The 24,475-nt window shown below is 70.6% G+C and carries 23 protein-coding genes and 4 pseudogenes; 11 read left to right on the top strand and 16 right to left on the bottom strand.

What is annotated here, in order from left to right; all coding sequences use genetic code 11:
* Positions 1 to 181: 181 nt before the first annotated feature.
* From OG625_RS37895 to OG625_RS37925, 7 genes are all read right to left on the bottom strand, one after another.
* Positions 182 to 421 (bottom strand): Trm112 family protein, encoded by a 240-nt coding sequence (locus tag OG625_RS37895; protein WP_329390023.1) that lies wholly within the window; start codon positions 419 to 421, stop codon positions 182 to 184.
* On the bottom strand, positions 405 to 1,340 hold the full coding sequence (locus tag OG625_RS37900) for a hypothetical protein (RefSeq protein WP_329390025.1): 936 nt from the start codon (positions 1,338 to 1,340) through the stop codon (positions 405 to 407). The genes OG625_RS37895 and OG625_RS37900 overlap by 17 nt, the downstream gene beginning before the upstream one ends.
* On the bottom strand, positions 1,337 to 2,650 hold the full coding sequence (locus OG625_RS37905; RefSeq protein ID WP_329390027.1) for a condensation protein: 1,314 nt from the start codon (positions 2,648 to 2,650) through the stop codon (positions 1,337 to 1,339). Before OG625_RS37905 ends, OG625_RS37900 begins: the two co-directional genes overlap by 4 nt.
* Positions 2,647 to 6,753, bottom strand: coding sequence for an alpha-(1->3)-arabinofuranosyltransferase domain-containing protein (locus OG625_RS37910; protein ID WP_329390029.1), 4,107 nt, complete (start codon positions 6,751 to 6,753; stop codon positions 2,647 to 2,649). Before OG625_RS37910 ends, OG625_RS37905 begins: the two co-directional genes overlap by 4 nt.
* Positions 6,750 to 7,481, bottom strand: a complete 732-nt coding sequence (locus OG625_RS37915; protein WP_329390031.1) for a class I SAM-dependent methyltransferase — start codon at positions 7,479 to 7,481, stop codon at positions 6,750 to 6,752. The genes OG625_RS37910 and OG625_RS37915 overlap by 4 nt, the downstream gene beginning before the upstream one ends.
* Positions 7,478 to 8,677, bottom strand: coding sequence for a glycosyltransferase family 4 protein (locus tag OG625_RS37920; RefSeq protein ID WP_329390033.1), 1,200 nt, complete (start codon positions 8,675 to 8,677; stop codon positions 7,478 to 7,480). Before OG625_RS37920 ends, OG625_RS37915 begins: the two co-directional genes overlap by 4 nt.
* 267 nt (positions 8,678 to 8,944) lie before the next feature.
* Complete coding sequence (locus OG625_RS37925; RefSeq protein WP_329390035.1) at positions 8,945 to 9,940, bottom strand: DUF3068 domain-containing protein; 996 nt, start codon at positions 9,938 to 9,940, stop codon at positions 8,945 to 8,947.
* Between the two features lie 260 nt (positions 9,941 to 10,200).
* On the opposite strand from OG625_RS37925, the gene OG625_RS37930 reads away from it, so the two are divergent.
* From OG625_RS37930 to OG625_RS37940, 3 genes are all read left to right on the top strand, one after another.
* Positions 10,201 to 10,347 carry a hypothetical protein gene (locus OG625_RS37930; RefSeq protein WP_329390036.1) on the top strand — a complete coding sequence of 49 codons (147 nt, stop codon included), beginning with the start codon at positions 10,201 to 10,203 and terminating at the stop codon, positions 10,345 to 10,347.
* 30 nt (positions 10,348 to 10,377) lie between these two features.
* Positions 10,378 to 11,682 (top strand): helix-turn-helix domain-containing protein, encoded by a 1,305-nt coding sequence (locus OG625_RS37935; protein ID WP_329390038.1) that lies wholly within the window; start codon positions 10,378 to 10,380, stop codon positions 11,680 to 11,682.
* A 107-nt stretch (positions 11,683 to 11,789) separates the two neighbouring features.
* Positions 11,790 to 11,942, top strand: coding sequence for a hypothetical protein (locus OG625_RS37940; RefSeq protein WP_329390041.1), 153 nt, complete (start codon positions 11,790 to 11,792; stop codon positions 11,940 to 11,942).
* A gap of 26 nt (positions 11,943 to 11,968) precedes the next feature.
* Here the strand turns inward: OG625_RS37940 and OG625_RS37945 are convergent, their stop codons facing one another.
* The 3 genes from OG625_RS37945 to OG625_RS37955 are packed head-to-tail and all read right to left on the bottom strand — an operon-like array spanning position 11,969 to position 13,668.
* Positions 11,969 to 12,676, bottom strand: a complete 708-nt coding sequence (locus OG625_RS37945; protein WP_329390043.1) for a hypothetical protein — start codon at positions 12,674 to 12,676, stop codon at positions 11,969 to 11,971.
* A 27-nt stretch (positions 12,677 to 12,703) separates the two neighbouring features.
* Complete coding sequence (locus OG625_RS37950) at positions 12,704 to 13,411, bottom strand: hypothetical protein (RefSeq protein WP_329390045.1); 708 nt, start codon at positions 13,409 to 13,411, stop codon at positions 12,704 to 12,706.
* A 44-nt stretch (positions 13,412 to 13,455) separates the two neighbouring features.
* Positions 13,456 to 13,668, bottom strand: a complete 213-nt coding sequence (locus OG625_RS37955) for a hypothetical protein (protein WP_329390047.1) — start codon at positions 13,666 to 13,668, stop codon at positions 13,456 to 13,458.
* Between the two features lie 293 nt (positions 13,669 to 13,961).
* Between OG625_RS37955 and OG625_RS37960 the strand changes: the two genes are divergently transcribed.
* Together OG625_RS37960 and OG625_RS37965 are read left to right on the top strand one after the other, a co-directional pair.
* Positions 13,962 to 14,144, top strand: a complete 183-nt coding sequence (locus OG625_RS37960) for a hypothetical protein (RefSeq protein WP_329390049.1) — start codon at positions 13,962 to 13,964, stop codon at positions 14,142 to 14,144.
* Positions 14,145 to 14,291: 147 nt separating this feature from the next.
* Positions 14,292 to 14,417, top strand: a pseudogene (locus OG625_RS37965) (LuxR C-terminal-related transcriptional regulator); the annotation flags it as partial.
* 11 nt (positions 14,418 to 14,428) lie between these two features.
* On the opposite strand, the gene OG625_RS37970 reads toward OG625_RS37965, so the two are convergent.
* Positions 14,429 to 16,000 (bottom strand): alpha/beta hydrolase, encoded by a 1,572-nt coding sequence (locus OG625_RS37970; protein ID WP_329390051.1) that lies wholly within the window; start codon positions 15,998 to 16,000, stop codon positions 14,429 to 14,431.
* Between the two features lie 1,071 nt (positions 16,001 to 17,071).
* Between OG625_RS37970 and OG625_RS37975 the strand changes: the two genes are divergently transcribed.
* Positions 17,072 to 17,575 (top strand): GNAT family N-acetyltransferase, encoded by a 504-nt coding sequence (locus tag OG625_RS37975; protein WP_073492597.1) that lies wholly within the window; start codon positions 17,072 to 17,074, stop codon positions 17,573 to 17,575.
* 271 nt (positions 17,576 to 17,846) lie between these two features.
* Positions 17,847 to 18,609, top strand: a pseudogene (locus OG625_RS41525) (IS5 family transposase); the annotation flags it as partial.
* Here OG625_RS41525 and OG625_RS37990 read toward each other — a convergent pair.
* The 3 genes from OG625_RS37990 to OG625_RS38000 all read right to left on the bottom strand — a co-directional run bounded on the left by OG625_RS37990 (position 18,587) and on the right by OG625_RS38000 (position 19,781).
* A complete protein-coding gene (locus tag OG625_RS37990; RefSeq protein WP_329390055.1) occupies positions 18,587 to 19,018 on the bottom strand; it encodes a hypothetical protein in 432 nt (143 codons plus the stop codon). The pseudogene OG625_RS41525 and the gene OG625_RS37990 sit on opposite strands and share 23 nt — an antisense overlap.
* A 255-nt stretch (positions 19,019 to 19,273) precedes the next feature.
* Positions 19,274 to 19,585 (bottom strand): EthD family reductase, encoded by a 312-nt coding sequence (locus OG625_RS37995; RefSeq protein ID WP_329390057.1) that lies wholly within the window; start codon positions 19,583 to 19,585, stop codon positions 19,274 to 19,276.
* Entirely contained in the window at positions 19,578 to 19,781 is a 204-nt protein-coding gene (locus tag OG625_RS38000; RefSeq protein ID WP_329390059.1) for a hypothetical protein, read from the bottom strand. The genes OG625_RS37995 and OG625_RS38000 overlap by 8 nt, the downstream gene beginning before the upstream one ends.
* Before the next feature lie 141 nt (positions 19,782 to 19,922).
* On the opposite strand from OG625_RS38000, the gene OG625_RS38005 reads away from it, so the two are divergent.
* Positions 19,923 to 20,219, top strand: a complete 297-nt coding sequence (locus tag OG625_RS38005; RefSeq protein ID WP_329390060.1) for a winged helix-turn-helix transcriptional regulator — start codon at positions 19,923 to 19,925, stop codon at positions 20,217 to 20,219.
* Between the two features lie 3 nt (positions 20,220 to 20,222).
* On the opposite strand, the pseudogene OG625_RS38010 reads toward OG625_RS38005, so the two are convergent.
* Positions 20,223 to 20,710: pseudogene (locus OG625_RS38010) on the bottom strand (Tn3 family transposase).
* A gap of 47 nt (positions 20,711 to 20,757) precedes the next feature.
* Between OG625_RS38010 and OG625_RS38020 the strand changes: the two are divergent.
* Positions 20,758 to 20,881 (top strand): annotated as a pseudogene (locus OG625_RS38020) (IS5/IS1182 family transposase); the annotation flags it as partial.
* A gap of 155 nt (positions 20,882 to 21,036) precedes the next feature.
* Here the strand turns inward: OG625_RS38020 and OG625_RS38025 are convergent.
* Positions 21,037 to 22,176 carry a PucR family transcriptional regulator gene (locus OG625_RS38025; RefSeq protein WP_329390062.1) on the bottom strand — a complete coding sequence of 380 codons (1,140 nt, stop codon included), beginning with the start codon at positions 22,174 to 22,176 and terminating at the stop codon, positions 21,037 to 21,039.
* Between the two features lie 87 nt (positions 22,177 to 22,263).
* Here OG625_RS38025 and OG625_RS38030 point away from each other — a divergent pair, with 87 nt between their 5' ends.
* Together OG625_RS38030 and OG625_RS38035 are read left to right on the top strand one after the other, a co-directional pair.
* Positions 22,264 to 23,319 carry a ferredoxin reductase gene (locus tag OG625_RS38030; RefSeq protein ID WP_329390064.1) on the top strand — a complete coding sequence of 352 codons (1,056 nt, stop codon included), beginning with the start codon at positions 22,264 to 22,266 and terminating at the stop codon, positions 23,317 to 23,319.
* Between the two features lie 7 nt (positions 23,320 to 23,326).
* A complete protein-coding gene (locus OG625_RS38035) occupies positions 23,327 to 24,445 on the top strand; it encodes a fatty acid desaturase family protein (RefSeq protein ID WP_329390065.1) in 1,119 nt (372 codons plus the stop codon).
* Positions 24,446 to 24,475: the final 30 nt, after the last annotated feature.

Here is a 24,475-nt window from a genome sequence, read left to right on the forward strand (position 1 = left end):
GACGGCTGGGCCTGGTAGCGACCGGCTCTGCCGGCTCCGTCTCCTTGCCCGGGCCCGGGCAAGGAGACACGTCACCACACCCCTGTCCCTGGCCGTGCCTCCTGGGCCGGGGTGTACGACGTGGCCGTGGCACTGCTTCCTTCACCGCTGCTCGTACCCGTGTTCCTCGGACCGGCTCGCCTCACGAGGCGGGAGATACGCGCCCCTCGATTCTGGAGAGGAGATCCTGGTGCCCGACGTCGTCGAGGGTGATGGCGTCGAGCGGGCGCAGGTAGGGGAGGTTGTCGCGGATCGGGTAGGCGCGCCGTAGGCGGGGGTTGTAGAGGAGTTCCTCTTCGGGGACGTGGACGAGCGGTCCCTTGTCCACCGGGCAGGCGAGGAGGGGGAGGAGGCGAGGGTCGGGCTCAGTGGGTGGTTGCATGGTGGGGTTCTCCTTGGTGGGTCGGCGCGGGTGACGGTTCGTCGTGGCGCGGAAGGGTGAGCAGGACGACGACGGCGAGTGCGGTGCCGCCGAGGCGCAGCGCCAGCCGGAGTGGTTCGGTGGGGAGGTGTTCGTCGAACACCACGGTGCCCGCGATGACGGTGAAGATGCTGGACACGGTGGTGGTGACCGGGACGATCACGGAGGCGCGGCAGCGTTGGAGCGCGGTCTGGGACAGGGCCAGGCCGGCTGCTCCGGTGGCGATGAGCAGCCAAGGGTGGGGTCCACGCAGGAGATCGGGCAGGGCTGCCGCCACCGACCGGTCGGCGAGTGTGGCCGACGTGCCCTTGATGGCGAGCGAGCTCACCCCGTACAGCAGCCCGAGGGCGACGCCGTACGGCACGCCGGAGCTGCTGCGGCGGTGCCGGCGGCCGGCCCGGCGCAGTGAGGCTAGGAACAGCAGGAGTCCGAAGGCGAGGCAGGGGAGGCAGACGGCGAGCAGGGGCAGGACGGGCGCCTGCGCTCCCACCCGGTTGCCTTCGGCGTCGCCGTCGCCGAGCGAGCCGATGACGGCGAGCAGGGCGAGCAGGATGACGCCGGTGGCGAGGAGTTCTCGGCGGCCCGGGCGCTCGCCCAGTGCGGCGGCGGAGAGGGCGATCAGGAGCACCGTCCCGGAGAGGAACACCCCCTGGGCGGCGGCGATCGGGAGCAGTTGGTAGACCTTCAGCTGGGCGCCGAAGCCCAGGCCCAGCACGGTGAAGCCCAGCAGCCAGCCGGGACTGGAGGCCAGCGCCCGGAGCAGGTGTAGCGGGCGGCGGGGGTCCAGTGCGGGGAGGGAGGCCAGTGCGCGCTTCTCGAGGACGAAGCCCGCGCTGTAGAGGGCGTTGGCGAGCAGGGCGACCGCGACGCCGAGGATCATCGGCGTCGTCCTTCCTCGGCCAGTGCGTCAAGGGTCTCGGCGCAGCGCCGGGCGAGCTCGGCGGCGGCGGATTGGTCGAGCAGCTGGTGGCAGTGGCGGACGGCGAGGTGGAGGCGGTCGTCGAGGGTGAGGGCGCTGACGGAGAGTCCGCGGGGCATCCGAACGGGTGCCGAGAACCACAGTGCGTCGGGCGGGCCTGCGGGGCCGAAGTCGAGCGGGTGGGTGACCCGGCCGATGTTGCTGACAAGGGCGGTGGACGTCCAGGGCGCGGCGACACGGCGCAGTGTCCTCGTCAGCGGGGCCTTGGCGCCGACGGGCAGCCAGGGGGTGCTGACCAGCCTGGCGACGAGGCCGCCGCCGGTAACGGGGGCGGCCTTGGCGGCGCGGGTCTGCGCGCTGATCCGGCCCAGCAGCGCGGCGGCACCGGCGTCGGGGGCGGGTGTACCGGCTCGGATGGTTGTCAGGTGGTTGTGGTTGCCCATGGGGGCGCCGGGGGCGAGTGGTCCGTACGGGCGGTCGTCGATCGGCATCGACAGGTGGATCGGGCCGGTGGGGTGGTCGTGCCGGTGGTTCCACTCGGCCAGGGTCAGCTGAACCGCCGTCAAGAGCAGGTCGTTGACGGTCGGGCGGAGCCGGTCTGCGCCGGTCCGGGTGAGCGGGAGCACGCTGAGGTGGACACCGGTGCCAGGAGAGGGGCTTGCGGCGGGCGCGATGCGCACCGGTCGGCCTCCCCGGGCGGTGGCTGCGGTGGAGGCGTCGGCCGGACCGGCGGAGCGCTGCCGGGCCGGACCCGCGGAGCGTTCCCCGACCGGGGAGCCGGAGTAGTGGTCGGCGAGGTCGCAGAGCAGCCGAAGGCAGGTGCCGGCGTCCGCGAGGGTGTGCGCTGCCGTCAGGAGCAGGGCGGTGCCGCCGCCGGGTGCGGGTGCGGTCTCCAGCCGGAGTGGTGGGCCGGCCGCCAGCGGGGGCGGTTCGGTGAGGGCACGGTGGCGGGTGGTGCCCAGGTCGGCGGTGGCGGCCACGGCGGCGGGGTCGATCGGTGCCGGCTCCCAGTGGTAACGGCGGTGCCACCAGCGAGAGTCGGACTGCCGTACCTGGAGCGTCGGGTGGCCGGCCAGGGTCCGGGTGAAGGCGGCCCGGAGCCGCTCGACGTCGACGGTGCCGGGGAGGTGGGCCTCCACGTGGACGGTGTCCGCGTCCAGGTGCTCTTGGAGCAGGTGGCGCGAGTACTCGTCCATCGCGGGGAAGGGGACGCGCCCCTGCCGCCCGGACGCGGTCCGGGCGGCAGGGGCGGCGAAGGACGGGCGGGTCACGGAGCCTCGGCCCGGTGCCGGGGCACAGTGTCCTGGCCGCCCGCAGTGACCAGCGTGGCGGCGACTGCCAGCAGCGCGAGCACCTGGGCGGTCGGGGCGAACGCCCCGCTCGGGGGCGCGAGGACCGCAAGTAGACCGGCGGCGGCCATGGCCGCCCCGGCGACGTACGGCAGCAGGTTCGGCCACCGGAACGCGATCAGGACCAGCGGTAGCGCCAGCAGTGCGAGCGGACCGCCGACGACGCCGAGGACCAGCAGCGGGAAGACGAGGCCGAGCAGCCACCGGGGCGCGTCGGCCGCGTCCCAGTCCTGCGCACCGGGGACGTCAGGTCCGCCGCTCCGCCGCCGCAGCGCCGGTACCACGACCAGCCCGGCGAGCACCAGGAGGGCGAGGCCGCCGAGGACGAGCCCGAGGTCGTACGTGGTGTCGGGGGCGTAGGAGAGCAGTACGGTTCCGCCGGCGCCCGCCGGGACCACGTAGCCCTGCTGCCAGCCGTCGAGTCGGACGGACTGCAGCGGCTTGCCGTTCAGGGTCGCGCGCCAGCCGGAGTTGGCGTTTTCGTGCACCTGGACGTAGGCGGCATCGCCCACGCCGATCCGTACCCTGCGCTCGTCTCCGGACCAGGACAGGACTTCCACCGTCCGCCGCGAGCCGGGACCGGCGGCCGGGTTGGCGGCGCGAGTGGAGAGGGTGAGGTCGGTGACGGCCAGTGCGCCGTCGTCGGAGGCGGACACCCGGTGCTCGCCCTGACCGAGGGTCAGGGTGGGCTCGGTGGCCGGGCACAGGTTCACGGTGACGGGGTGCCGGTTCCGCAGGGAGGCGACCGTGCCGGACACGGAGGTCTGGTGGGCGACTCCGTCCACGGTGACGACCGGGCCCTTGCCGCACGGCAGAGTGAAGCCGGCGCCCTGGGTGTCCGGGGCCTCCTGGCGGATCATCAGGTCGGCCAGGGCCGGGATGTGCACCTCGCTCAGGCCCGCTGGCAGCTGGAGGCTCTGCCCGGCGAGCGGGTTGTGGACGACGACGGGGGCGGTCGCGGTGACCGTGATCGTCAGCTGGTCGGTGGTCAGCGGGGCGAACCGGACCAGACCGTTGGCGTCCACCCCCGCGCTGACGGCGTCGGTCGGGGTGCTGAGCTGCACCTGGGTCGGCCGGGAGGAGAGACCACCGGCGGCACCGAGCACCAGCTGGTCGATGCTGCGGCTGCCCTGCCAGGCGAGGCGGACGGTGGGCTTGCCGCCCGCGATCCAGGCGGTGGTGAGGTCGCCGTCGAGCAGATTGCGTGGGCTGCCGGAGGTGGTGGATTCGGACTCGATGCCGATCCGCCCGGTGGCCCGGCCGGGGGCGACCTGGTCCAGCAGGGCGTCCAGAGCCGGGCCGGGTAGGGCGACGGCGCTGCCGGTGACCGTGAAGGCCCCGGCGTCGGTGGTGAGTTGACGGTTGAGCCCGGTCTCGACGGTTCCCGACTGGGAGCCGCCGAGGTCGAGGGTGCGGTGCAGCGAGTAGGTGTCGGCCGTAGCAGCCGGGAGGGCCAGCACACGGGTGGCCTTGACGCCGGGGATCGAGATCTCCGAGAACCCGGCCCCGCCCACGCCGGTGGCGGCGGTGACGGCGCCTTCGATGGTGATCTTGACCCATGCGGCGGGCCCCGCCGGGGCGTTGACGGTCTGCGCGACGGCCTGCGGCTGCAGCACGCTCACCTGAGAGCCCCGGTCCGTGGTGATCCGCACCTTGGTGATGGTGGGCCGCAGGGAACCCCCGGCCAGCGGGGTGACCTTGAGGGTCGCGGGGAGGTCCACCGACCCGTTGAAGTCGAGCCGCAGCCACTGGCCCACCGGGTCCGCGCTGCTGCCCTCAGCCCACGCCGTGCCGGAGTTCCCGTCGAAGGCCCCGACCGGGTCGTACTGCGGCAGGGCGAACAGCCAGGAGCCGTACGAGGAGGCGGAGACCGACTTGGCGCCCTCGATCACGGAGGTGGTCTGTTCGGCGGTGGAACCGGCCGGGCCCGAGGGCAGGATCTGCCGCGGCGCGCCGCCCGGGTCCTGGCCGGCGTCCGCCGGGTTGGTCTCGGTGGCTGTGTAGGTGTACGAGTTGTTGCCGTTGACCAAGCCGAAGAGCGTGTCGCCTCGGCGCTGCCCGTCGGCGGTGGCCCGCAGCGCGGCGCCGGTGCCGGATGGCAGGGGGTCGCCGGAGAGGATCACCGGACGGTCCGTCACCGTACCGCTCGCGGAGAGCTGGAGCAGCGACTCGGGGCCGCCGCTGACCACCGCGGTGTCGGCGACCGGGCGGGTGGTGACCCGGCCGGGTGCGGCGTCGCCCCCGGTGGGGGCGAAGATCTCCACCGCGTCGTACTGCCGGTACAGGCCCTGGACCTGGACCGGGGTGTCGGGCGGGAGCTGCCCGGAGGTTATGGGGGAGCCGAAGCCGGTCACCCGCTCGTAGCCGGAGGCCAGCAGGGTGGCGCGCACCGTCTGCGGCGGGATGTAGCCGGCCTGGGTGGGATCGAGGTCGTTGCGGACCACCAGGTGGTGCACGCCGGACCGCTCCAGGAAGGCGCGGAGCCCCGGCACCCGGGTGCCGGTCGTCAGCGCCTCCTGGATCGCCTCCAGGTAGCGTCGCTCGCCGGCCTGGCCGAAGGGCACGAAGTTGTACTGCGCCCATGGCGAGTCTGCCAGCACGTCGAGCGGCTCGTCGATGGTCGAGCCCCAGGTGTAGAGGCCGTGCGCGTCGGCGGGGACCACCAGGGCCCGGCTGTCGGATGCTTTTGCGGTCAGGTAGGCGGCGGTCTGCTTCCACTGCGAGGGCAGCGCCTTGAAGGAGCCCGGCTGGACGATGTTGCCGTTCAGGTAGGGCAGCGCGAGGCCGGGCAGTACCGCGAGTGCGACCAGCGCCGGGACCAGCCGCGGTCGGGCGGCCACCCGGGGCAGTGGCCGGCCGCACAGGTGCGCCAGGCCCAGGGCCAGCGCCAGCGCGAGGCCGGTCTGGAACTTGTAGATGTTGCGCAGCGGCGCCAGCGCACCGTCGAGCAGCTGCTGCACCGCACCGTGGAAGGGCGCCCCGAGGGAGCCGCCGTATCCGGCGAGGGTGATCAGCGTGACCGTGCCGACGACCAGCAGCAGCCAGCGCCGCTCGGGCAGGTCGCGGCGGGCGAGCCCGGCCAGGCCGAGCGCTGCTGCGAGCGCGGAGCAGGCGATCACCAGGACGTTCGCCGCGACGTCCCAGCCGGCGGGCAGCCAGGCCGAGCCGAAGTGCAGGTAGGCCACCCAGTTCCCGGCCCCGCGCAGCAGCTCGGTGGCGGACATGGTGGCAGTGGTGGTGGACGCCTGCTCGATGTAGCGCAGGAAGTCGGCGCCGTAGGAGTTGAGCAGTACCAGCGGCACGGCCCACCAGGCGGTGGCGAGCAGCACGCCGGGCACCCACCAGGCGATCAGGCGCCACTTGCGGCTGCCCCCGGGCCGGCTGAGCAGGTAGAGCCCGACCGGAAGCAGTGAGGCCGCGACCGAGGTCGCGTTGACGCCGCCCATCAGCGGGATGACCAGTGCGGAGCGGAGTGCGGCGGCGCGCGCCGAGGCAAAGCGGGTGAGCGGCAGCAAAACCCAGGGCAGGACTGCGCCGGGCAGCGCGGCGGCGGAGGTGGAGCCGACCACGATGGTGAACACCGGCCACAGCGCGTAGCACGCCGCGCCGAGCAGCCGGCTCGGCCGGGTGCCGTACCCGAGGCGTTCGGCGAGCCGCAACGCGCCCCAGAAGGCGGCGGTCACCACCAGCGACAGCCACAGCCGCTCCGCCAGCCAGACCGGCAGCTGGAGCAGATCGGTGATCAGGTAGTACGGCAGCATCGGGAAGGCGTAGCCGACGTACTGGTTGGACAGACCGCCGAAGCTGCCCTCGCTCTGCCAGAGTGTTCCGAGCGAGCCGAGGAACCCGACCGGGTCGAGCGCGACGGCGAGTTTGGTGTCGAAGGCGATCCGTCCGGGTGCGGCAGCCAGGAAGGCGGACAGGACCAGCAGCCAGAAGACGGCGAGCCAGCGGCGGCCGATACGCGACTCGGGGCGCGGCCTCGAGGGCGGCGCGGCGGGGAGCTGCAGAGTGGGGGCGCTCATTCGGAGGTTCTCCGCATCACCAGGAGAAGATTCCAGGAAGCGATCTCGCGCAGGCCTGGAATACGGACGAGGGTCTCGGCCAGGAACGGCCAGTAGCGCGATCGTGCGGAAAGGATCTCGACATCGTCGCGCCCGCGTACGTGACGCAGCACCGGGCCGATGTGCACCCGGTGGAGGTTCTCGCCGAGGGTGTGCTTGGCACTGTGCCCGGTGCGCCGCTGGTAGCGGCGCCGGGCCCGGTCGGCGCCGAGCAGGTGCCAGGGCGAGGTCTCGTGGCCACCCCAGGGGGAGAACCAGTTGGTGTACGAGACGTACACCAGGCCGCCGGGGCGGGTGACCCGCACCATCTCGCTGATGAAGGTCGCCGGGTCCGGCACGTGCTCCAGCACGTTGGAGGAGAAGCAGACGTCGGCGGCGCCGTCGCTGAGCGGTAGCCAGTACCCGTCCGCGACGACCGCGTGGTCGGGTGGGAGTCCGCCGCGCGAGTGCAGCTCGGCAAGGTCCGGTTCGAAGAGGAAAGCGTGCGCGCCGCGGGCCCGGAACGCCTCGGTGAAGTGGCCGGCGGCGCCGCCGACGTCGGCCACCACCGCCCCTGCCAGGGGTGTGTACCGCTCGACCTGGTCGGCGGCGTCCTCGGCCAGCAACGAGTAGAACGTCTCCGGGTCGCTCTGCTCGCTACGGAAGGCGCGGAACAGCGCGAGGGAGCGTCGCAGAGAGGGGTCTTTCACGAGCGCTCCGCCGTGGTCGGGGCCGGGGGCTCGGCCATGGTGCGTCCGGACCCGGCCCGCCCGGAGGAATGCAGGGCCACGGCCTCGGCGGCAGCGGCCTGGAAGCGGTCGACGCTGTGCTCCCAGGTGAACTGCTCCGCGTGGCGGCGGGCCGCCGCACCCATCGCGGCCCGGCGTTCGGCGGACAGCGCCAGCGCGCACCAAGCCGCCGCGAACCCGCTCTCCGCCCGGGCGAGCAGACCGGTGCGACCGTGGACGACGGAGTCCCGCAGGCCCGGAATCTCGAAGCCCACCGCGGGCGTGCCGCGGATGGCGGCCTCTGTGACCACCAGGCCCCACCCCTCCAGTGAGGAGGGGTGCAGCAGCAGCCAGCTCCGGCAGAGCAGCCGGTGCTTCTCGGCTTCGTCGACCCGCCCGGCGAAGACCACGTCGGGCCCGGCCTGCGCCTCCAAACGGTCCCGTTCCGGGCCGTCGCCGACGATGACCAGCTTGCCGCCGGTGATCGGGCGGACCCGCTCCCACAGGCGCAGCAGCAGGTCGATCCGCTTGTACTCCACCAGCCTGCCGACGGCGGTGAACAGCGGTTCGTCGGATTCGGGGAGCAGCGGCGCGGGGGCCTCGACCCCATTGGGAACGAGATGGATGCGGTCGGCCGGAACGCCGATCCGCGCCATCGCCTCGGCGGTGGAGGGGGACACCGCGACCATCAGGCTGCGGCGGTGGGTCCGGGTCAGCGCCCGGTGTTCCAGCATCCGGCCGGCCCGGGCGACCGGTCCGGGCAGGCGCTGGTCCCAGAGATCGGTGTGCACGTGGTTGACAAGGCACATCACCGGTCCCCGGTGCCACAGCGGCGCCAGGTACGGGACGCCGTTGCAGACCTCGACCAGCAGGTCGGTCTCGCCGACGCTGCGGCTGAACGCGCCGGGGGTACGGAGGAAGTGGTCGTACGTGCCGCCGGAGGAGACCACGCGGTAGTTGCGGTCGACGGACGGTTCCGGGCCCCCGCAGAGCAGGGTGACCTCGTGCCCGCGATCGGCCAGTCCGGAGGACAGTCGGTCGATGAGCAGTTCGGATCCGCCGGCGGCGGGGTTGGCCAGGTCGCGCCAGGCGAGGACGGTGATCCGGCGTGGGGCCTCCGGCGACGGTCGCACGGCTGTGACGGCCGGAGGTGGGTGGGGGGATATCCGATGTGCCATGGGAGCTCCTGGGAGGGGCGGTGCTCAAGGCATTGAGGGCATTGAGGGCAGGGATATGCGGGGCGTGCAGGGTTCAGGGGACCGGGGGTGACCGGTGGGGCAGTCGCACGGGAGGGACCGGGGGATGTGCGTCTGGCGGCGCGCGGATGGCGCGCGCCGCCAGTCTGGGCTGTTGCTACCGCCCGGTACTACTCACCAAATTGCTAAATTCCCGTGGAGTTCACGTGGAATAGGTGAACGCTCTATCACTTCTGCGAGCGACGGGTCTCACCGCGAGGAGCGACGGCGCAGCAGCACGCCCGCCGCCAGCAGGCACACGAGGCCCGCGACGCTGGCGGCGACGGGGGCGGTGGTGCCCACCAGATCCAGCTTGCGGGCGGCGGCCTGCGCGGTCCGCACCTGGCCGCCCCGGCTCTCCGCCGTCATGGTGAGATCCGCCCGCAGCAGGGCCAGCAGGTCAGGACCCTCCGCCGAGGTCCGCAGGGTCACCAGCGGTTGCGTACGGGCGTCCATCACGGTGCCGGTGACCGGGTCCACGACCACGCTGAATCCGCCGTTCGCGTAGTACCGGTCGGCGACGACCTGACTGCGATCGGCCAGTCCGAGCAGCTTGCCGGGGACCTGCTGGGTCCCGACCTTCGTCGCGGCGAGCACGGTCCCGTAGCGGTAGCCGGTCCGGCCGTTCACGGCCGCGGTGCCCTGGAAATCAAGGGTCACAGTGCCGCCCAGCGTGGAGTCCCAGTAGACGTACGGGCGCTTGGCCAGGCCGAACGGGAACTTCAGGTACGCCTCGCCGGAGAAGGCGGGGCTCTCGCCGTGCGAGTGCAGCGGCAGGTTGGTGCGGCGGTCGGTCACCCAGCGTTCCACCGTCCATTGGACGGACTTGCGCGGGTCGCGGAACTCGAGCGTGGCGGCGGTGTCGATCTGTGTGGAGATGTCCATGACCGCGCGGGTCGGGCCGCTCTGTGAGACGTTGCCCACCACCCGCCGGGTGAGCGTGAGCTCCTGGACCGGGCTCACGGCGACGGACTTGGTGTCGAAGACGGTGCCACTGCCGGTGAAGACGGTGGTGGTCCTGGTGTCGATCGGCGTCTTGCGCAGGTTCGGCAGCGCGTACCAGTGCAGGAGCGGGGCCAGCACCAGGAGGAAGGCCGCGACGGCGGTCAGCACCAGGCCGGTGCGGGAGAGGCGCAGGGGAGCCGGAGCAGGTTCGGGGAGTTCCCCCGCGGGCTGGTCGAGGATCTGACCTGTGGGCACGGGCATGATTACGCTCCGTAAGGGGTTGGGGTCGGCACAGACCGTGCGGTGCTGAAGGCAGTGGTGCGACGAAAGGTCCCCAACGGCTGCCGAAGGTGAGGCAGGCCCCGTGTACATCCCCTGAGCGCGGAACCGTAGGTCCCCCCTTGACGGATTGTCAACGCCAGGGCAAAACTGTGCGGGCACGGGACCGGGCCGGTGCGAATGCTGTCGCCTGTCGTACCGCCCCGCTCGCTCGGGGCTCACGAAAGGGACATTCCGCAGCCATGCGTACCCGACGCCCCGTTCTCGCCATCGTCCTCACCGCCGCGACGGGGGCACTCCTTGCCATCGCCGCCGTACTCGGCCTGGTTGCCCTCACGACCGCCGCTCCCGTCCGACCCGACGTGCCGCTCGTCTCCTTCACAGGCTGATCCCGACTCACTCCCAGGGAGGCTGCCCGTATGAGCGTACGAACCGAATTTGCCCCGGCTGCCGCGGCGCTGCGGTCGGCCTCCCTGTGGAGCACCGTCAGCGCCGCCGACACCGAGCGGTTCATCAGCCTCGCCTCCAACGAGATCCCCACGCTCTCGCTCGAGGTGATGCAGCAGATCCACGCCCAGTTCCCGCAGGTCGTGGAGATCTTCGACGACCACGGTGTCTCGGGGGTCCTCACTCGGATCAGGCTGGCCCTCGGCCCCTTCGTCGAGAGTGTCCGGGCGGCCGGCGGCCCGAAGATCGCGGGGGACGGCGCCGTACGCTTCCGCGAGGTCGCCGCCTCCCTCGACCGGTGCGAGACCCTGCCCGGACCGGCGCTCGACTTCATGCGTGCGGTCTACCGCTTCGGAGCCCGGGTGTCCTGGCGCAGACTCACCGAGATCGCGGACGGAGTCGGGATCCCGCCCGCCGCGATGTACGAGCTAGCCGAGGCCGGCTTCGACTACATCGAAGCCCTCGTCGGCGAGGCCGCCTGGGACCAGCTCAGCAACGAGTCCCTGGCCGCCGGCGAACGGCTCCGCCGCCAGTGCCGCCTGGTCGGGCTGCTGCTGGCGGACCAGCCCACCGACCTTGAGGCGACGGCCCAGTACGCCGCCAACATCGGCTGGCGGCTCCCGGACACGGTTGCGATCGCAGTCCTCCACCGCAACGAGAACGTGCTCCTGCCGCCAGCACTCGGCGCCGGCGTCCTGCTCGACTGGGAGAGCGAGCAGCCCCGGCTGGTCGTCCCAGGCTCCGCACAGGCCGGCCGGGCTGACGCGCTGCGCCAGGCACTCCCGGGCTGGACCGGCGCGCTCGGGCCGACCGTACCGCTGGCCCAGGCGGCTCGCTCGTTGCACTGGGCGCAGACGGCGATCGGGCTCATCACGGCCGGGATCCTGCCGTCCCGTGGTGTGCTCGACTGCTCCGAGCACACAACGGCACTGCTCCTGCTGCCCCCCGCCGAACTGATCGACGACATGGCCGCCGGTTGCCTCGCACCACTGGCCTCGTGCAGGCCGGGCCAGGCGGACCGGCTCGCGGACACGCTGCTGGCCTGGCTCCAGACCCGGGGCGGCGCGGCGGAAGTGGCGGCGCGGATCGGCGTCCACCCCCAGACGGTCCGCTACCGGATGCGCCAGCTCAGGGAGCTGTGGGGAGACGCGCTGGACGACCACGACCAGCGCTTCGCCCTGGAGCTGGTGCTCCGCGCCCGGAAGCTGCAGTCGCAGCTCTCGCCGGTCGGGCCGTTGCGCGATCTGGCGACGGGCCGTCAGGCGGGAGTCGAGTAGGCCCACAAAACTATAGCCGCCGCCGGGGAGTCGTTCGACGTGGCCGCGCCCCGGCATGATGCGAGGCGTCCAGCCGCGGAGTCCGCTGAGTCACACGTGGAGGAGGCGTGGGGCGTGACGACTGGACCGGGCCGCGGCGGCCTGTCGTGGTCCGGGTGTCGGGGGAGATGGACACGGACCGTGCCCAGGCGTTTCGCGCGGACCTCGCCGCGGCGATGGAGCGGGCGACCGGCGGCCGCGAGGTGGTCGTCGACCACTGACCTGTCCTTCTGCGACTCCTCAGGTCTCAACGTGCTCCTGGGTGTCCGCCTCTATGCCCAGCACGCCGGCCTGCTGGAGGTGACGGGGTGATCGACCTGTTCCCTATCGTTCCGGTCCCGCCGTTCTGACCCGCTCTATCGCGATCCGGCATGTGCCGGACTCGGCGCGGCGGACGCCGGTGGGGCCGGTGCGCCGACCGGTGGGCATCAGCCGGCCAGCGCGACTGGAGCTTCCGTCTGGCCGTGAGGTGGACGTGGACATCCGTGAGGAACTCCCGCAGGGCGGTGAAGGCGGCCGCATAGGACTCCTCCGGCTCTCCGGCCTGGGACGGCAGAAGATCAGTAGCCGGGCGGAGCCGAATCCGGCGGTCGTTGTCCTGGCGATCCCACTGCTCGACCAGCAGATTCAGTTCCGCGAGGGTGTCCACCTGCGGGACGGGGACCAGGTGGTTTCTGCGGAACCAGCCGATCTGTCCCTCGACCCCGCCCTTCTCGTGGGCGCCCTCGATACCCGGGTGGCAGTAGAAACTGGTGATCGAATAGTGCGAGCGGAATGCGGTCCACCGCTCGGACTCCACCCGGCGGCGGGTCAGGCCCAGCACCTGGGCGACCGCCGCCCGCAAATTGTCGTAGCGGATCTTCCCGTACGGGACGCCACCAAGCGTGTTCAGCGCGTGGACATGGCCTTCGAGGAAAGCCTCCTGCCCGCAGGACGCGAAAATCTTTTTCTGCACTTTCGAGGGTGCCTGAGCAGATCCCAGTCAGAGTGCGATCGGGAGCTCCTCGATCCAGCAGTCGACTGACTTCGCGGTGATCACGGCTTGGGCGTCCTCGGCGTCGGCTCTGGTCAGGAAGATGCCCGCTCCGGTGACGTCGGGTCCCTCGGGGCGGATCACCCGTGTCATGACGACGTAGACGTGGCGGTGACGCTCTCGTCGGATCGTGGGGTTCTCAGCCAGCAGTGCGTCGATGAGTTCCTGGGCCGAGGCGATGTTGAGGCCGGCGTCGACTCCGAAGAGAGGCTGGCTGGGCCAGATGATCGGCCTGGCGGGGTAGAAGTCGTTGAAGAAGCTCTGTTGCGTGCGGCCGAGCACCCCTTCGGTCCAGCCGACGGCCATGGCGACCACGTAGTCGGACTCGCCCTGGCTCTCCAGAACGAAGACGCGATCGTCTCTGCCGAAGGACATGCCGGCGTGATCGGCCTTGACCTGCTCGCTCTCGGCCGCGGTCGCGCATCTGATCGCCAAGCCGCGGTAGCCGGTGCTGATCTTCACCACAGCGGCGGGCTTGAAGAGCAGGTCAATGGTTGTCTCGGGCTCGCCGGGTTCATCGGGCTGGCCGACGCTCCGCATCAGGAGTTGGCTGTGGCTCGCCGTGTAGGCCAAGAGGTGGAACCTGCGTTCGCTGCGAAATAGCTCCTTGCCAGGGATGAGCTGGTGATCGCGGTTGAGCCAGGTGCTGTCCGTCATGGGCTTACGATCTCTGTGCCGCCCACGCTGGTCAATGTGATTGTTCAGCTGAGGGAGCTGGCTCCGTTCTCTCCCTGCCCTGCTTGTGCCTGTAGGCGTTCGGCCTGCTGCTTCTTGACGGCGATGTGCCGCAGGCTCTCCTGTAGTCCGGCGACCTCGCCGAGCCACTGCATCCGCTGGGCCTCCCCGAGACGGTCGCGCGTGTTGAACTCGATCTCCAGCAGCCGGGGCTCCTGAGCCAGGTCCAGGCGGAGCATGGGACATCTGACGCAGGCGTTTTCATGCCGGCAAGGGGTCCCATAGGGCCGGTCGCAGGTACCGAGGGCAACCTTGCGGAGGCTGAAGTGGTCACGGAAATCCTGCCACTCGGTGTCGCTGGGGTCTATCCACTGTCGTTGAGCGAGAGACGCCCCGGTCGCGTACTGACGTGAAAGCGAGAGATCGTATTCAGGTCCGAGCCGCTGTCCCCGCTGGGCTACACCCGAGTCCACAAGTACGACCTCATGGACTGGATGCGCCCGGCACCCGGCAAGAACCCGGGAGCTGCCGCGTGACCACGCCTGGTGGGCCGATCGTGTCCCTGCGATCCGCCCTCATCCTTTTCGGCGGCGTGATCGTCGCGGCTGCGGCTGGCATCTGGACCTGGCGCTTCGATCCGGCTGTCGCGGCCGGTACTGCAGTGGTTTCCTTCGCTGGAACCGTCATGTTCCTCAGCAGCATCATCGAGTCCTGAGGCGGCTCGACCCTACAGATCGGCCCCGCCGAGCCTCCGGATCCATGAGGCTCGGCGGGGCCGATCCAACTTCAGAATCTAGTCAGGGCGACGCGAGAGCGTCTCGCTCGATCTCCTCGGTGACAGCCATCTGGTGAAGGGCGGGACAGCCACACGGTGGCCCGCCAGATGTTCGTCTCCGAGCACACCGTGCAGGACCACCTCAAGTCGGTGTTCGCCAAGACCGCGACGAACAACCGCAGAATGCTGCTGGCCCGCGCACTCGGAACGTGAACCGCGGGCCGCTACCCTGCCTGCTTGACGCAGGTCCGGTCCCTCGCCGGCAACTTGCCGGTGGCCAGGTACTGGTTGACCTGGTCGTCCACGCACGCGTTGCCGTAGCGCCCGAAGAGGGCGTGCCGGTTGGCGCCCTCGAGGGTGACCAGCCTGGAGCTCGGCAGCTGCTTGTGCAGCTCGACGCTTCCCTTGTACGTCGTACGCGGGTCACCAGTGGCGGCGACGATCAATGCAGGGGCATCGCGCCGCACCCGGGTGGGCTCTTCGCGCGGCGAGTCCCAGAAGGCGCACGGGTTGATGTTGTTGGTCAGAGCGCCGAACAGCGGGTGCGCGGTGCGGTTGCGCTCGATGTCCCGCCAGTAGAGCTCGGGATCGCGCGCGGCGGCCACGTCCCCGCAGATCACGGCGGACTGCGCGCCGGTGGGCTCGCCCTCACCGCGCAGCACGTACCGGAGCTCCGGGACGAGCATCGGCGGCACGATCGTCGGCCGGCCCTCCGCGGCTTTGGCCAGTACGGAAAGCAGCTCGCCGAACGACGCCCGCGCCGGGGCGGTGTCGTCCGCTATGCCCGAGAAGAGGAGGAGCGGCACCTGGCTGTCGTCGATCCGGAAGGCATCGGCGCCGGCGCCGATGGTCAGCGGACCGCGCGCGGCCGCCGCGACGATGCGGTCGACGGCGGCGAGCACCTCGGCGCGGCTGCGGCCGAGGCCGTAGGTGTCGTGGTGCTCCGCGGCCCAGGAGGCCCAGTCGGACAGCGCCTTCTCGTTCTCGCGCTCGGTGCCCTTCAGCAGCCGGGGGCGGTAGTCGCTCGGGTTGATCGCCCCGTCCAGCACCATCCGGTCGTGGCGGCCGGGGAACATCTGCGTGTAGACCGTGCCCAGGTAGGTGCCGTACGAGTAGCCCAGGAAGGAGATCTTCCGCTCGCCGAGCGTGCCGCGGATGACGTCCATGTCGCGGGCCGTGTTGCGGGTGGTGATGTGGGGGAGCACCGCGGCGTCGGTGGCCCGGCACTTGTCGGCCAGGCTCTTCTGCAGGGCGACCTGGCGGTCGAAGCCCGCCCGGCCGGTGCCGGCGGACAGCCAGGTCATGCCGACGGGCAAGCCGCAGTCCAGCGCGGTGCTGCGCCCGATGAAGCGCGGGTCGAAGCCGACGATGTCGTAGCGCGCACCGACCTCCTTCATCGACGCGCGGGCCTGCGGCGGGGACTGGAGCGCGGGACCGCCCGGACCGCCGTTGTTGAGGAGGATCGCGCCGATGCGGTGGCGGGTGTCGGTGGCCTTGAGCCGGGAGATCGCCACGGTGATCGTGCGCCCCCGGGGGTCGGCGTAGTCCAGGGGCACGGTCACGTCCGCGCACTGCACGCCTGCCTGGTCCAGATCGCGGCCCGTGGTGTCGTCGGGGCCCTTGATGCAGCTGCCCCAGCCGAGGTGCTGGCGGTAGTACCGGTCCAGTCCGGCCCCGGAGCTGTCCTGGGCGGGAGTCTCGGCGGCCGTGGCCAGGACGGGGGAGGACGTGAGGCAGGCGGCGAGGGTGAGGCCCACGGCCAAGGCGCGGCGTGCGGCGGGGCTGACAGTGGTCACGGGGTCTCCTTGAGCATCGTCCGCTTCGTGTGATCGCATGCCCCGAGGCTAGGAACCCGCCCCGGTACGGCACATCACCCAAGGGCACGAGGACCGCGGTCCCGTCCACCCCTGGTCCGGGACCTGCGGCCCGGTCCGGCCTCCTCCTCCGGGAGGAGACCGTCGGCGGGGCTGCGCCGAGGGCCGTCCCGGCCACGCCCCTGCCGCAAGAGGAGATCGCCGCACTGGCATGCTGTCAGGAGTTCTTCGGCTCCAGAATCGAGACGACCCTGTGTCTGCTTCCCAGATCCTCTTGCTCTTCGCATAGGTCTTCACCGCCGCGGGGTCGGTCATCGGCGTCGTCGCCTCCCTCAAGATCCGACGCGTCCGGTTCCTGCTGAGGGAGGGCGGTACTGCGCGGGGCGTGGTGACCCGCCTTGAGGAGACCCGGATCGCGCCGGCCTCGGATGCCGGCAGCACCAGCCGGAGCGTCGGAACCACCGTGTACTACCCGGTCATCACTTGGAGCACGGGCGACGGCCGACCGCCGCTGCTGACTGGGACTGGGAGGTCTACCACCAGCAGCCCGGCACCTGCGGCAACGATCACCTGATGCCCCTGACCGGGACATCCCCAACCCCCGAAGACCTGCGCGACGCCTCACGGGTCCTGCGTCTCTTCGGCACCTGACCGGCCTTTCCGGGCTGCCCGCCAGTCCGGAGGCCGGCTCTTACAGGGTGGACGACACCTTCATGCAGGATGTCAGCACCGCTGACTACCGGACGGTGAATCCGTCACCTCGTTGCACCGGTCGGCGTCACTTCGCTGACGCTGGCCTTCCAGCAGACGCGAAGCTCACTGGGCATGAGGGACAGTCAGTGGCCCAGCTGCGAGGTCGCATTCGCACTCGCCGTGTATGTCGCGGGTCAGTGAAACCGAGAAGCCGTTGCCATGCCGATCATCGAGTCTGTCGATCGAACGGGAGTCTCGATCGGGTGATCGCGGGCCCTGCCCGGCATGAGAGCAGGGCTTGGCGGTATACGGGGAAAATCCAGGGGAGCGGACGGCTGCGCGCTGCTACGGTCGGGCGCTATGAGCTGGCTTCCCGATGACTTCGTCCACCCCGTCCTGGTACCGCTGCCGGGCGGTGGCCATCACCTGCGGCCGATCCGGGAGGCGGACACCCCGCTCGACTATCCGGCTGTGATGGGTTCGCGCGAGCGGCTGTGGACCATCTTCGGCCCGGCCTGGGGCTGGCCCGCGGCCACCATGACCTACGAGGCCGACCAGGCCGACCTGTTGCGGCACGAGAAGGAGATCGCCGCACACCAGTCCTTCAACTACGCGCTGTTCGACGCGGCGGAGACAGCTCTGCTCGGCTGCGTTTACATCGACCCACCGGAAAGGGCCGGCGCGGACGGCGAGATCTCCTGGTGGGTGGTGGACGAGCTGGTGGGCAGCAAGGTCGAGCAGGCCCTCGACGCGCTGGTGCCGCAGTGGATCGCCGCCGACTGGCCGTTCGAGCAGCCGCGCTTCCTCGGCCGCGAGATCTCCTGGTCGGACTGGCTCGCCCTGCCGGAGCATCCGGACACGTAAGTGGTTGTTGCCCGTACCGATCTCGAAGGCTGTCGATCGAACGGAAGTCTCGATCGGGTGACTGCGGCGGTTTCCGCGCGTGAAAGCAGGGCCTCCAGGTAGCTCGGGGGTGCGATCCCATTCCGAGTGGTTCCCGGATGCCCTGTTGTCTTTGTTGAACGTGCCCGAGCATGTTGACTTCAACCCGCCCGCCGTGTCGTGCGATTGCCTCGCGCACGTGTACGGCAACACGGCCGACCATCCGGACCGGGTGCGCCGGTATCCGTCGGACATGACGGACGCGGAGTGGGCGGCCGTCCGGCCGTTGCTGCCGGTGCCGGCCTGGTTCCAGGGGCGGGATGGACGGCCCGAGGGCTGCTGCCACCGGCAGCTGTTGGACGCGATCCGCTACCTGGTCGCGGGCGGGAGCTCGTGGCGGGCGATGCCCGCGGACTTCCCCGCATGGGCCGGGTCTACGCCTTCTTCCGCCGCTGGCGCGAGCACGGGCTGATCGCCGAGTTCCACGACCGGCTGCGCGGGACGGTCCGTGAGCGCGAGGGCCGCGAGGCGAGCCCACTGCGGGGATCATCGACGCGCAGTCGGTGCGGGCCGCCGCGACGGCGCCGGCCGCCTCACGCGGCTACGACGGCGGGAAGAAGGTGCCGGGCCGCAAGCGGCACATCGTGACCGACACCCTCGGCCTGCTCCTGGCCGTCGCGGTCACGGCTGCGAACATCGGCGACCGGGACGCCGCGACGGGCCTGCTGATGCGGCTGCGCCGTCTGCACCGCGACATCACCCTCGTGTGGGCCGACGGCGGCTACACCGGCTCCCTCGTCGGCTGGTGCCGGGACAAACTCGCCCTGACCTTGGAGATCGTCAAACGCAGCGACGACATGGCAGGGTTCGTGGTACTGCCGAGGCGGTGGGTGGCAGAGCGCACGTTCGCGTGGTTGATGAACTCCCGCCGTCTGGCCCGGGACTACGAGACCCTGCCCGCCACCAGCGAGGCGATGATCCGGTGGCCGATCGTCACGCGGATGAGCCGGCGTCTGGGACGGCCACGGTCCGCCGGCCGGCACTGCACGCCCCCGACGCCTCCAGGAGGAGCCACCCGCGCTCCGCCAGGCGCCGGGCTTTCGACCGCAGCCCCTCGACCTTCGCCGGCGTTGCGTCAAGGCCCAGCTCCACCGCGATCTCCTTGGCCCGAAGCGGTCCGTGACCCGTGGATCGCTGCTGTTCCAGCGCGCCCAGAATGCGCTGATAGTCCGGCGTCAGAACCGTCACCGGCAGCCCTTCCCGCCAGGGCGGCACCGTCGAGCCCGGCACCGGCGCGAGCGACAGCACCGCTTTCTCCTCGGCCTCGGTCCCGGCGGTGGTCTCGGCAGCCGAGGCTGCCAGGGCCTCGACCCGCTCTTCCCGCGCGATCACCTGCCGGTCCAGCTCGATCTCGGCGGCCTCCAACACCTCTGCCTACCGCGCGACTTCCTCCCGTAGCCCTTCCACCCGCACACGGGCCGCTGTCTCCCGCTCCTCCAGCATTCCCAGCACCGACGCCATCGCGCACCCCTCGCTCACGGAGCGGAAACAAGACGCCGGAGGCCTCTCTCATTCCGAGCTACACCATGCCTGACCAGTAGAAATCAACGGATCATGTTCGGTTGAGATACGGCTTCTTAAGCGGCCGACCGAACGCGTCCCGGAGCGTACCGGCCTGCCTCAGCCGGTGCCGTCCTGCACCGGATAGTGGATGATGACCGCACCGCCGGTGGCGTAGTTGGCGACATCGGCGGCCAGCCGCTGGCCGTGCGGCGACGCCAGCGCCGCGTCCATGGCGGCGGCGTCAGCGAAGTCGGCTTCGAAGACCGCGAAATACGGCGCTTCTCCCTCGAGCGCCGCCACGTCGAAGCTGTATCGCCACGCAAGCGGGCCGGGCCAATTCTTGACCAGCGGAAGGTGGTTGGTCACGTAGTAGTCGCGGAAGTGGTCAGGGTCGGCGGGCTCGGAATACAGGACAACAAGCTTATGCATGACGACCTCCGTCCAGAGACGTCAGCTGGCTGCCCAACTCGTGGCGACCCCGCCCGTGCATGGCGCCGGCCGTCGGGAGGTTTGTGGCGAACATGCGGAACAGCCCGATCGGCGGGGCGTCCCCGGGCATCATGCGCGCGAGCAGTGCGCCGGCCTGGTCGGTGTACGGCGGGTTCAGCAGGGCTATCCGCGACATCGGCTCTCCCGTCGAGTTCGTTTCGAAATCAGAAACAGCTGGGGTGGATGCTAGTGTTTCGAATAACGAAACGCAAGGAGGGCCATGCCGACACCCCGCCCAGGAACACCGGTTCGTGGATCGACTACCGGCCGTCCCCTCATGGCCGCGATGGACCTGTTCGGTCGTCGGTGGGCGCTGCGAATTCTCTGGGAACTGCGTATGGGTCCGCTCGGCGCCCGCGCGCTGCTGGCACGGTGCGAAGGGCTGTCATCCAGCGTCCTCTACCAGCGGCTCCGCGAACTCACATCGAGCGGGATCATCGCCCCCTCGGCCGATGGCTATGAGCTCACTCGACTGGGGACAGCACTCCGTGATGCCCTCCGTCCGCTCGACGAATGGGCGATCACCTGGGCGCAGGAGCAAGAACACGACGATCAGGAGCCCACGGAGACGTGAAGATCACGCCCGACCAGGTGGAGCGGTGATCTGACGGACGCCGACTCGGGACACGGGCTCACGCGGCCTGTGAAAACCCCTCGGTCGCCGGCTCGTCGCCGCGTAGAGGGTGAAGTCGACGTCCAGGCGCGGGTCGTACGCGTCGGGCTCGTCGCCGAGCTCGTGGATGGAGTATTCGCCGAAGCGCCGGATGTGCTCGGTCAGGTACGGCGAGACCTGTGCCAGGTCCTCCGGGGCGATGCCCATCCCCTCGGCCTGCAGCCGGCGCACGATCTCGGCGATGTCGAGCGCGTCATGGAAGATCACCGCATTGGACAGCAGCGCGTTGAACTTCGCGGTCTTCTCCTGCTCGACGGGTCGTTGTCGGCGATCACGCCGCCGTTGCCGAAGCCGACCCACTGGGAGAACTGGTTGAACGACTCGATCTTGTTGGTCGCGGCGGTCACCCGCCGGCGCAGCGGCGCGTCCGTCAGATACCGCAGGAGTTGCACGGTGCGGATGACGCGGCCGACCTCGCGAAAGGCGGTGTACGTGGCGTTCCGCCGGGGCCAGTAAAAGGGGCGCCCGGTCGGTCGGAACCCGACCATCACGCACTCGGACGCTCCCGCGGCGGCCTGAGTGCGAAAGTCCATCTGGCGAGCGACAGCCGCGCCCGGCCACTGGGCAACCCGCGCCTTCGACCACTCGCTGAACCGCCGATGGGCGGTTGCCCCTGCCTCATACCGCTCTTCCCCGGGCCGCATGAGCCAGCTGATGGCGAAAACGAGGCACGATTCCTGGACCGCTCGCGGACGCGGTCGTGGACGGTCGAAGTACGTCAGGCGACCCGAAGACCGACCGCCAGCGTCAGTTCAAGGACCCGGTGTGGCGATGCGAGATCCGGAAACAGCTCCCGCAGCTGCGACATCCGGTACCGGACTGTCTGGGGATGGACGAACAACGCCGCCGCCACCTCGTCCCGCCTGCCCTGGTGCAGCAGCCACGCCCGCAACGTCTCCTCCAGCCGGCGTGCGGTCGCGACGGGCAAGGTCCGCAACGGTGCGAGGGCTCGGGCACGCAGGTCTGCGAACGCGTCCACGTCGGCGCTCAGCACCAGCTCGGGCAGGTGGTCCTCGGTGTCGCGGATATCAGAGGAGAGGGAGCGCGCGCGTACGGCTCGTGCGTACGAGGCGGACGCACGAGTCCATGGCCGGGCCGGGCCGACCACGGCGGTGCGGTCGGTTAGCTGCCGCAAGAGATGTGATCGGTCGGCATCGGGGACGAGCAGCACACCGGTGGCATCCGGCAGATCGTCGAGGACGAGGGTGCTCGGGTCGAGCGCGCGGTAGGCAGGCCGGGCCTGGGCGGCGGGCAGCAGGATCGCGGTCAGCGAAACCGGAGGCTGCCACCCGGCCCGTTGAACAGAGGCCAGCAGCACGTCCGGGCTCGCGCCGGCGAGGAGGTCGCGGGCCAGGTGTTCCAGGTGGCGCTCGTGGGCCCTGCCCCGGGCGGCCAGTTCGTCGGCGTGGCCCGCGGCGCTCGCGGCCGAGAGCTCGTCGATGTAGGCGAAGGTCAGCTCGGCGAACTTGGCGACCTCGGCGGCGGGCAGACCTGCGGGTACGGCACCCGCTGCCAGGCATCGCCAGGCCACACGGGCGCCGACGCGGTAGGCGCTGAGCAGGGCGTCCATCGAACGGCCGTCGCGCACTTCGCCACGGCCCAGCTCGTAAGCTGCGTCATCGCCGTCGCCGCCCGTGGCGTTCCCGCTCGCGAGGTCCAGGTAGTGCCCCAGCGCGGTGCGGACGGCTCGGCGGATGGTGCCACCCATGCGGCCCGAAAGGGCGTTGGCGTAGGACGGGACCTCGTCGATGATCGCCTGGACGACCTCGTCGGCGGTGGTCTTCAGCGCGGCCCGAAGTGCTGTGACCGTCGTCTCATCCAGGGCCAGCTCGGTGGCCCTTCGGAATGCATGGCTCATATTTTTGTTCCTTGCGAACAATTCGGCCGACCAGATTTACGTCCTGCGGACAGGACTTTACGTCCTGAGGCGCATCAAGCTGGAGTCATGACGAGTGCAGCCCTCCGCAGTAGGGCATGGAAACTGCTGGAGATGGTCACGACGCCGCTGCTGCCGTCGGACTACCTCGACCTGGTCAGCCCCCTGCGTGCGGGCGCCGACCTGCGTGGGCGCATCGAGGCCGTGCACCCCGAGACGGGTGACGCCGCGACCATCGTGATCAGGCCGGGACGGGGCTGGCGCGGCCACACGGCCGGTCAGTACGTGCGGATCGGGGTCGACGTCGACGGGGTGCGCCTGTGGCGTGCCTACTCGCTCACCTCGCCGACGAACCGCCAGGACGGCCGCGTCACGATCACCGTGAAGGCGATCCCGGACGGCAAGGTCAGCAACCACCTGGTCCGCAAGGCGAAACCGGGCACGCTGATCCAGCTCGACCAGCCGACCGGTGACTTCGTGCTGCCGCAGGCCAAGCCCGCCAAAGTGCTCTACCTCACGGCTGGCAGCGGAATCACGCCTGTGATGGGCATGCTGCGCGACTTCGAGTTCGACGACGTCGTCATGGTCCACTCCGCGCCACGGCCGCAAGACGTGATCTTCCGCAACGAGCTGCACGACCTGGTCGCGGACAAGAAGCTGCGTCTCACCGAGCTGCACACCGACACAGACGGCATGCTCGACATCGCCCGTCTCGCCGAACTCGTGCCCGACTGGGCCGAGCGCGAGACCTGGGCTTGCGGACCCGCGGGCCTGCTCGACGCCGCCGAAGAGCACTGGACCGGGCACGGCGTTCAAGAGCGCCTGCACACCGAACGCTTCCGACCCACCATCGTCGTCGCCGGCGACGGCGGCGAGGTCACGTTCAGCGCCACCGGCAAGACCGTCGACGCGGACGGCGCCACGCCGTTGCTGGACATCGGCGAGGAGGCCGGCGTGCTCATGCCCTCCGGGTGCCGCATGGGCATCTGCTTCGGCTGCATCACGCCGCTCAAGGCGGGCGCCGTCCGCGACCTGCGCACCGGCGAGATCACCGAGGCCGAGCCGGGCGTCCTCATCCAGACCTGCGTGTCCGCCGCGGCGGGCCCCTGCGACATCGAACGGTAGGAGCACCTTGACCGCCATCGACCCCACCGCCCACCTGACCGCGGAGCAGATCGAGGAGCTCGGCCGCGAGCTGGACGCGATCCGCGACGAGGTGATCGCCGACCGCGGCGAAAAAGACGCCGCCTACATCCGTAAGGTCATCTCGGCGCAGCGCAAGCTCGAGCTGGTCAGCAGGGGCGTGCTGCTGTTCTCGATCTTCCCGCCCGCATGGCTGCTCGGCACCGCCGGGCTGTCCGTGGCGAAGATCATGGACAACATGGAGATCGGCCACAACATCCTGCACGGCCAGTGGGACTGGATGCGGGACCCGAAGATCCACTCCACCACCTGGGAGTGGGACCACGTCTCCCCGTCCGAACAGTGGAAGCACTCGCACAACGAGCTGCACCACACGTACACCAACGTGATCGGCAAGGACAACGACCTCGGCTACGGCATCATGCGCGTCGACGAGGACCAGAAGTGGCACCCCTTCCACCTCGGACAGCCGCTGTGGAACTTCCTCAACGCCTGCTTCTTCGAGTACGGCATCGCAGCGTACGACCTGGAGCTCGGCAAGAACCTGCACAAGCGCCGCCGCAAGAACCCGGAGTTCCGCGCGCGGGCCAAGGCCGTGGGGCGCAAGATCCGCAAGCAGGTGCTCAAGGACTACGTGATCCACCCGCTGCTCTCGGGCCCGTCGTTCCTCCCCACGCTCGCCGCTACGTTCACCGCGAACCTGGTCCGCAACATCTGGACCCACTCGGTGATCATGTGCGGGCACTTCCCCGAGGGCGTACAGGTCTTCGAGCGCCGGTCGATCAAGGGCGAGACACGCGGCCAGTGGTACCTGCGCCAGATGATGGGCTCGGCGAACATCAGCGGCAGCAAGGCCATGCACTTCATGACCGGCAACCTGTCGCACCAGATCGAGCACCACCTGTTCCCGGACCTGCCGAGCAACCGGTACGCCGAGGTCGCGGTGAAGGTGCGCGCGCTGTTCGAAAAGTACGAGCTGGAGTACGTCACCGGCCCGCTGCCCAAGCAGGTGTTCTCCGCCTGGCGCAAGGTCTTCCGGCTCGCGCTGCCGAACAAGGAGCCCAAGGTCAAAACGCCGGACCGCGAGCAGGAGGTCGTCGCCGCCTGATTCCCGGTAGGTTCAGATCTCTCGGACGTA

Source organism: Streptomyces sp. NBC_01351, from assembly GCF_036237315.1.
Lineage (GTDB): Bacteria > Actinomycetota > Actinomycetes > Streptomycetales > Streptomycetaceae > Streptomyces.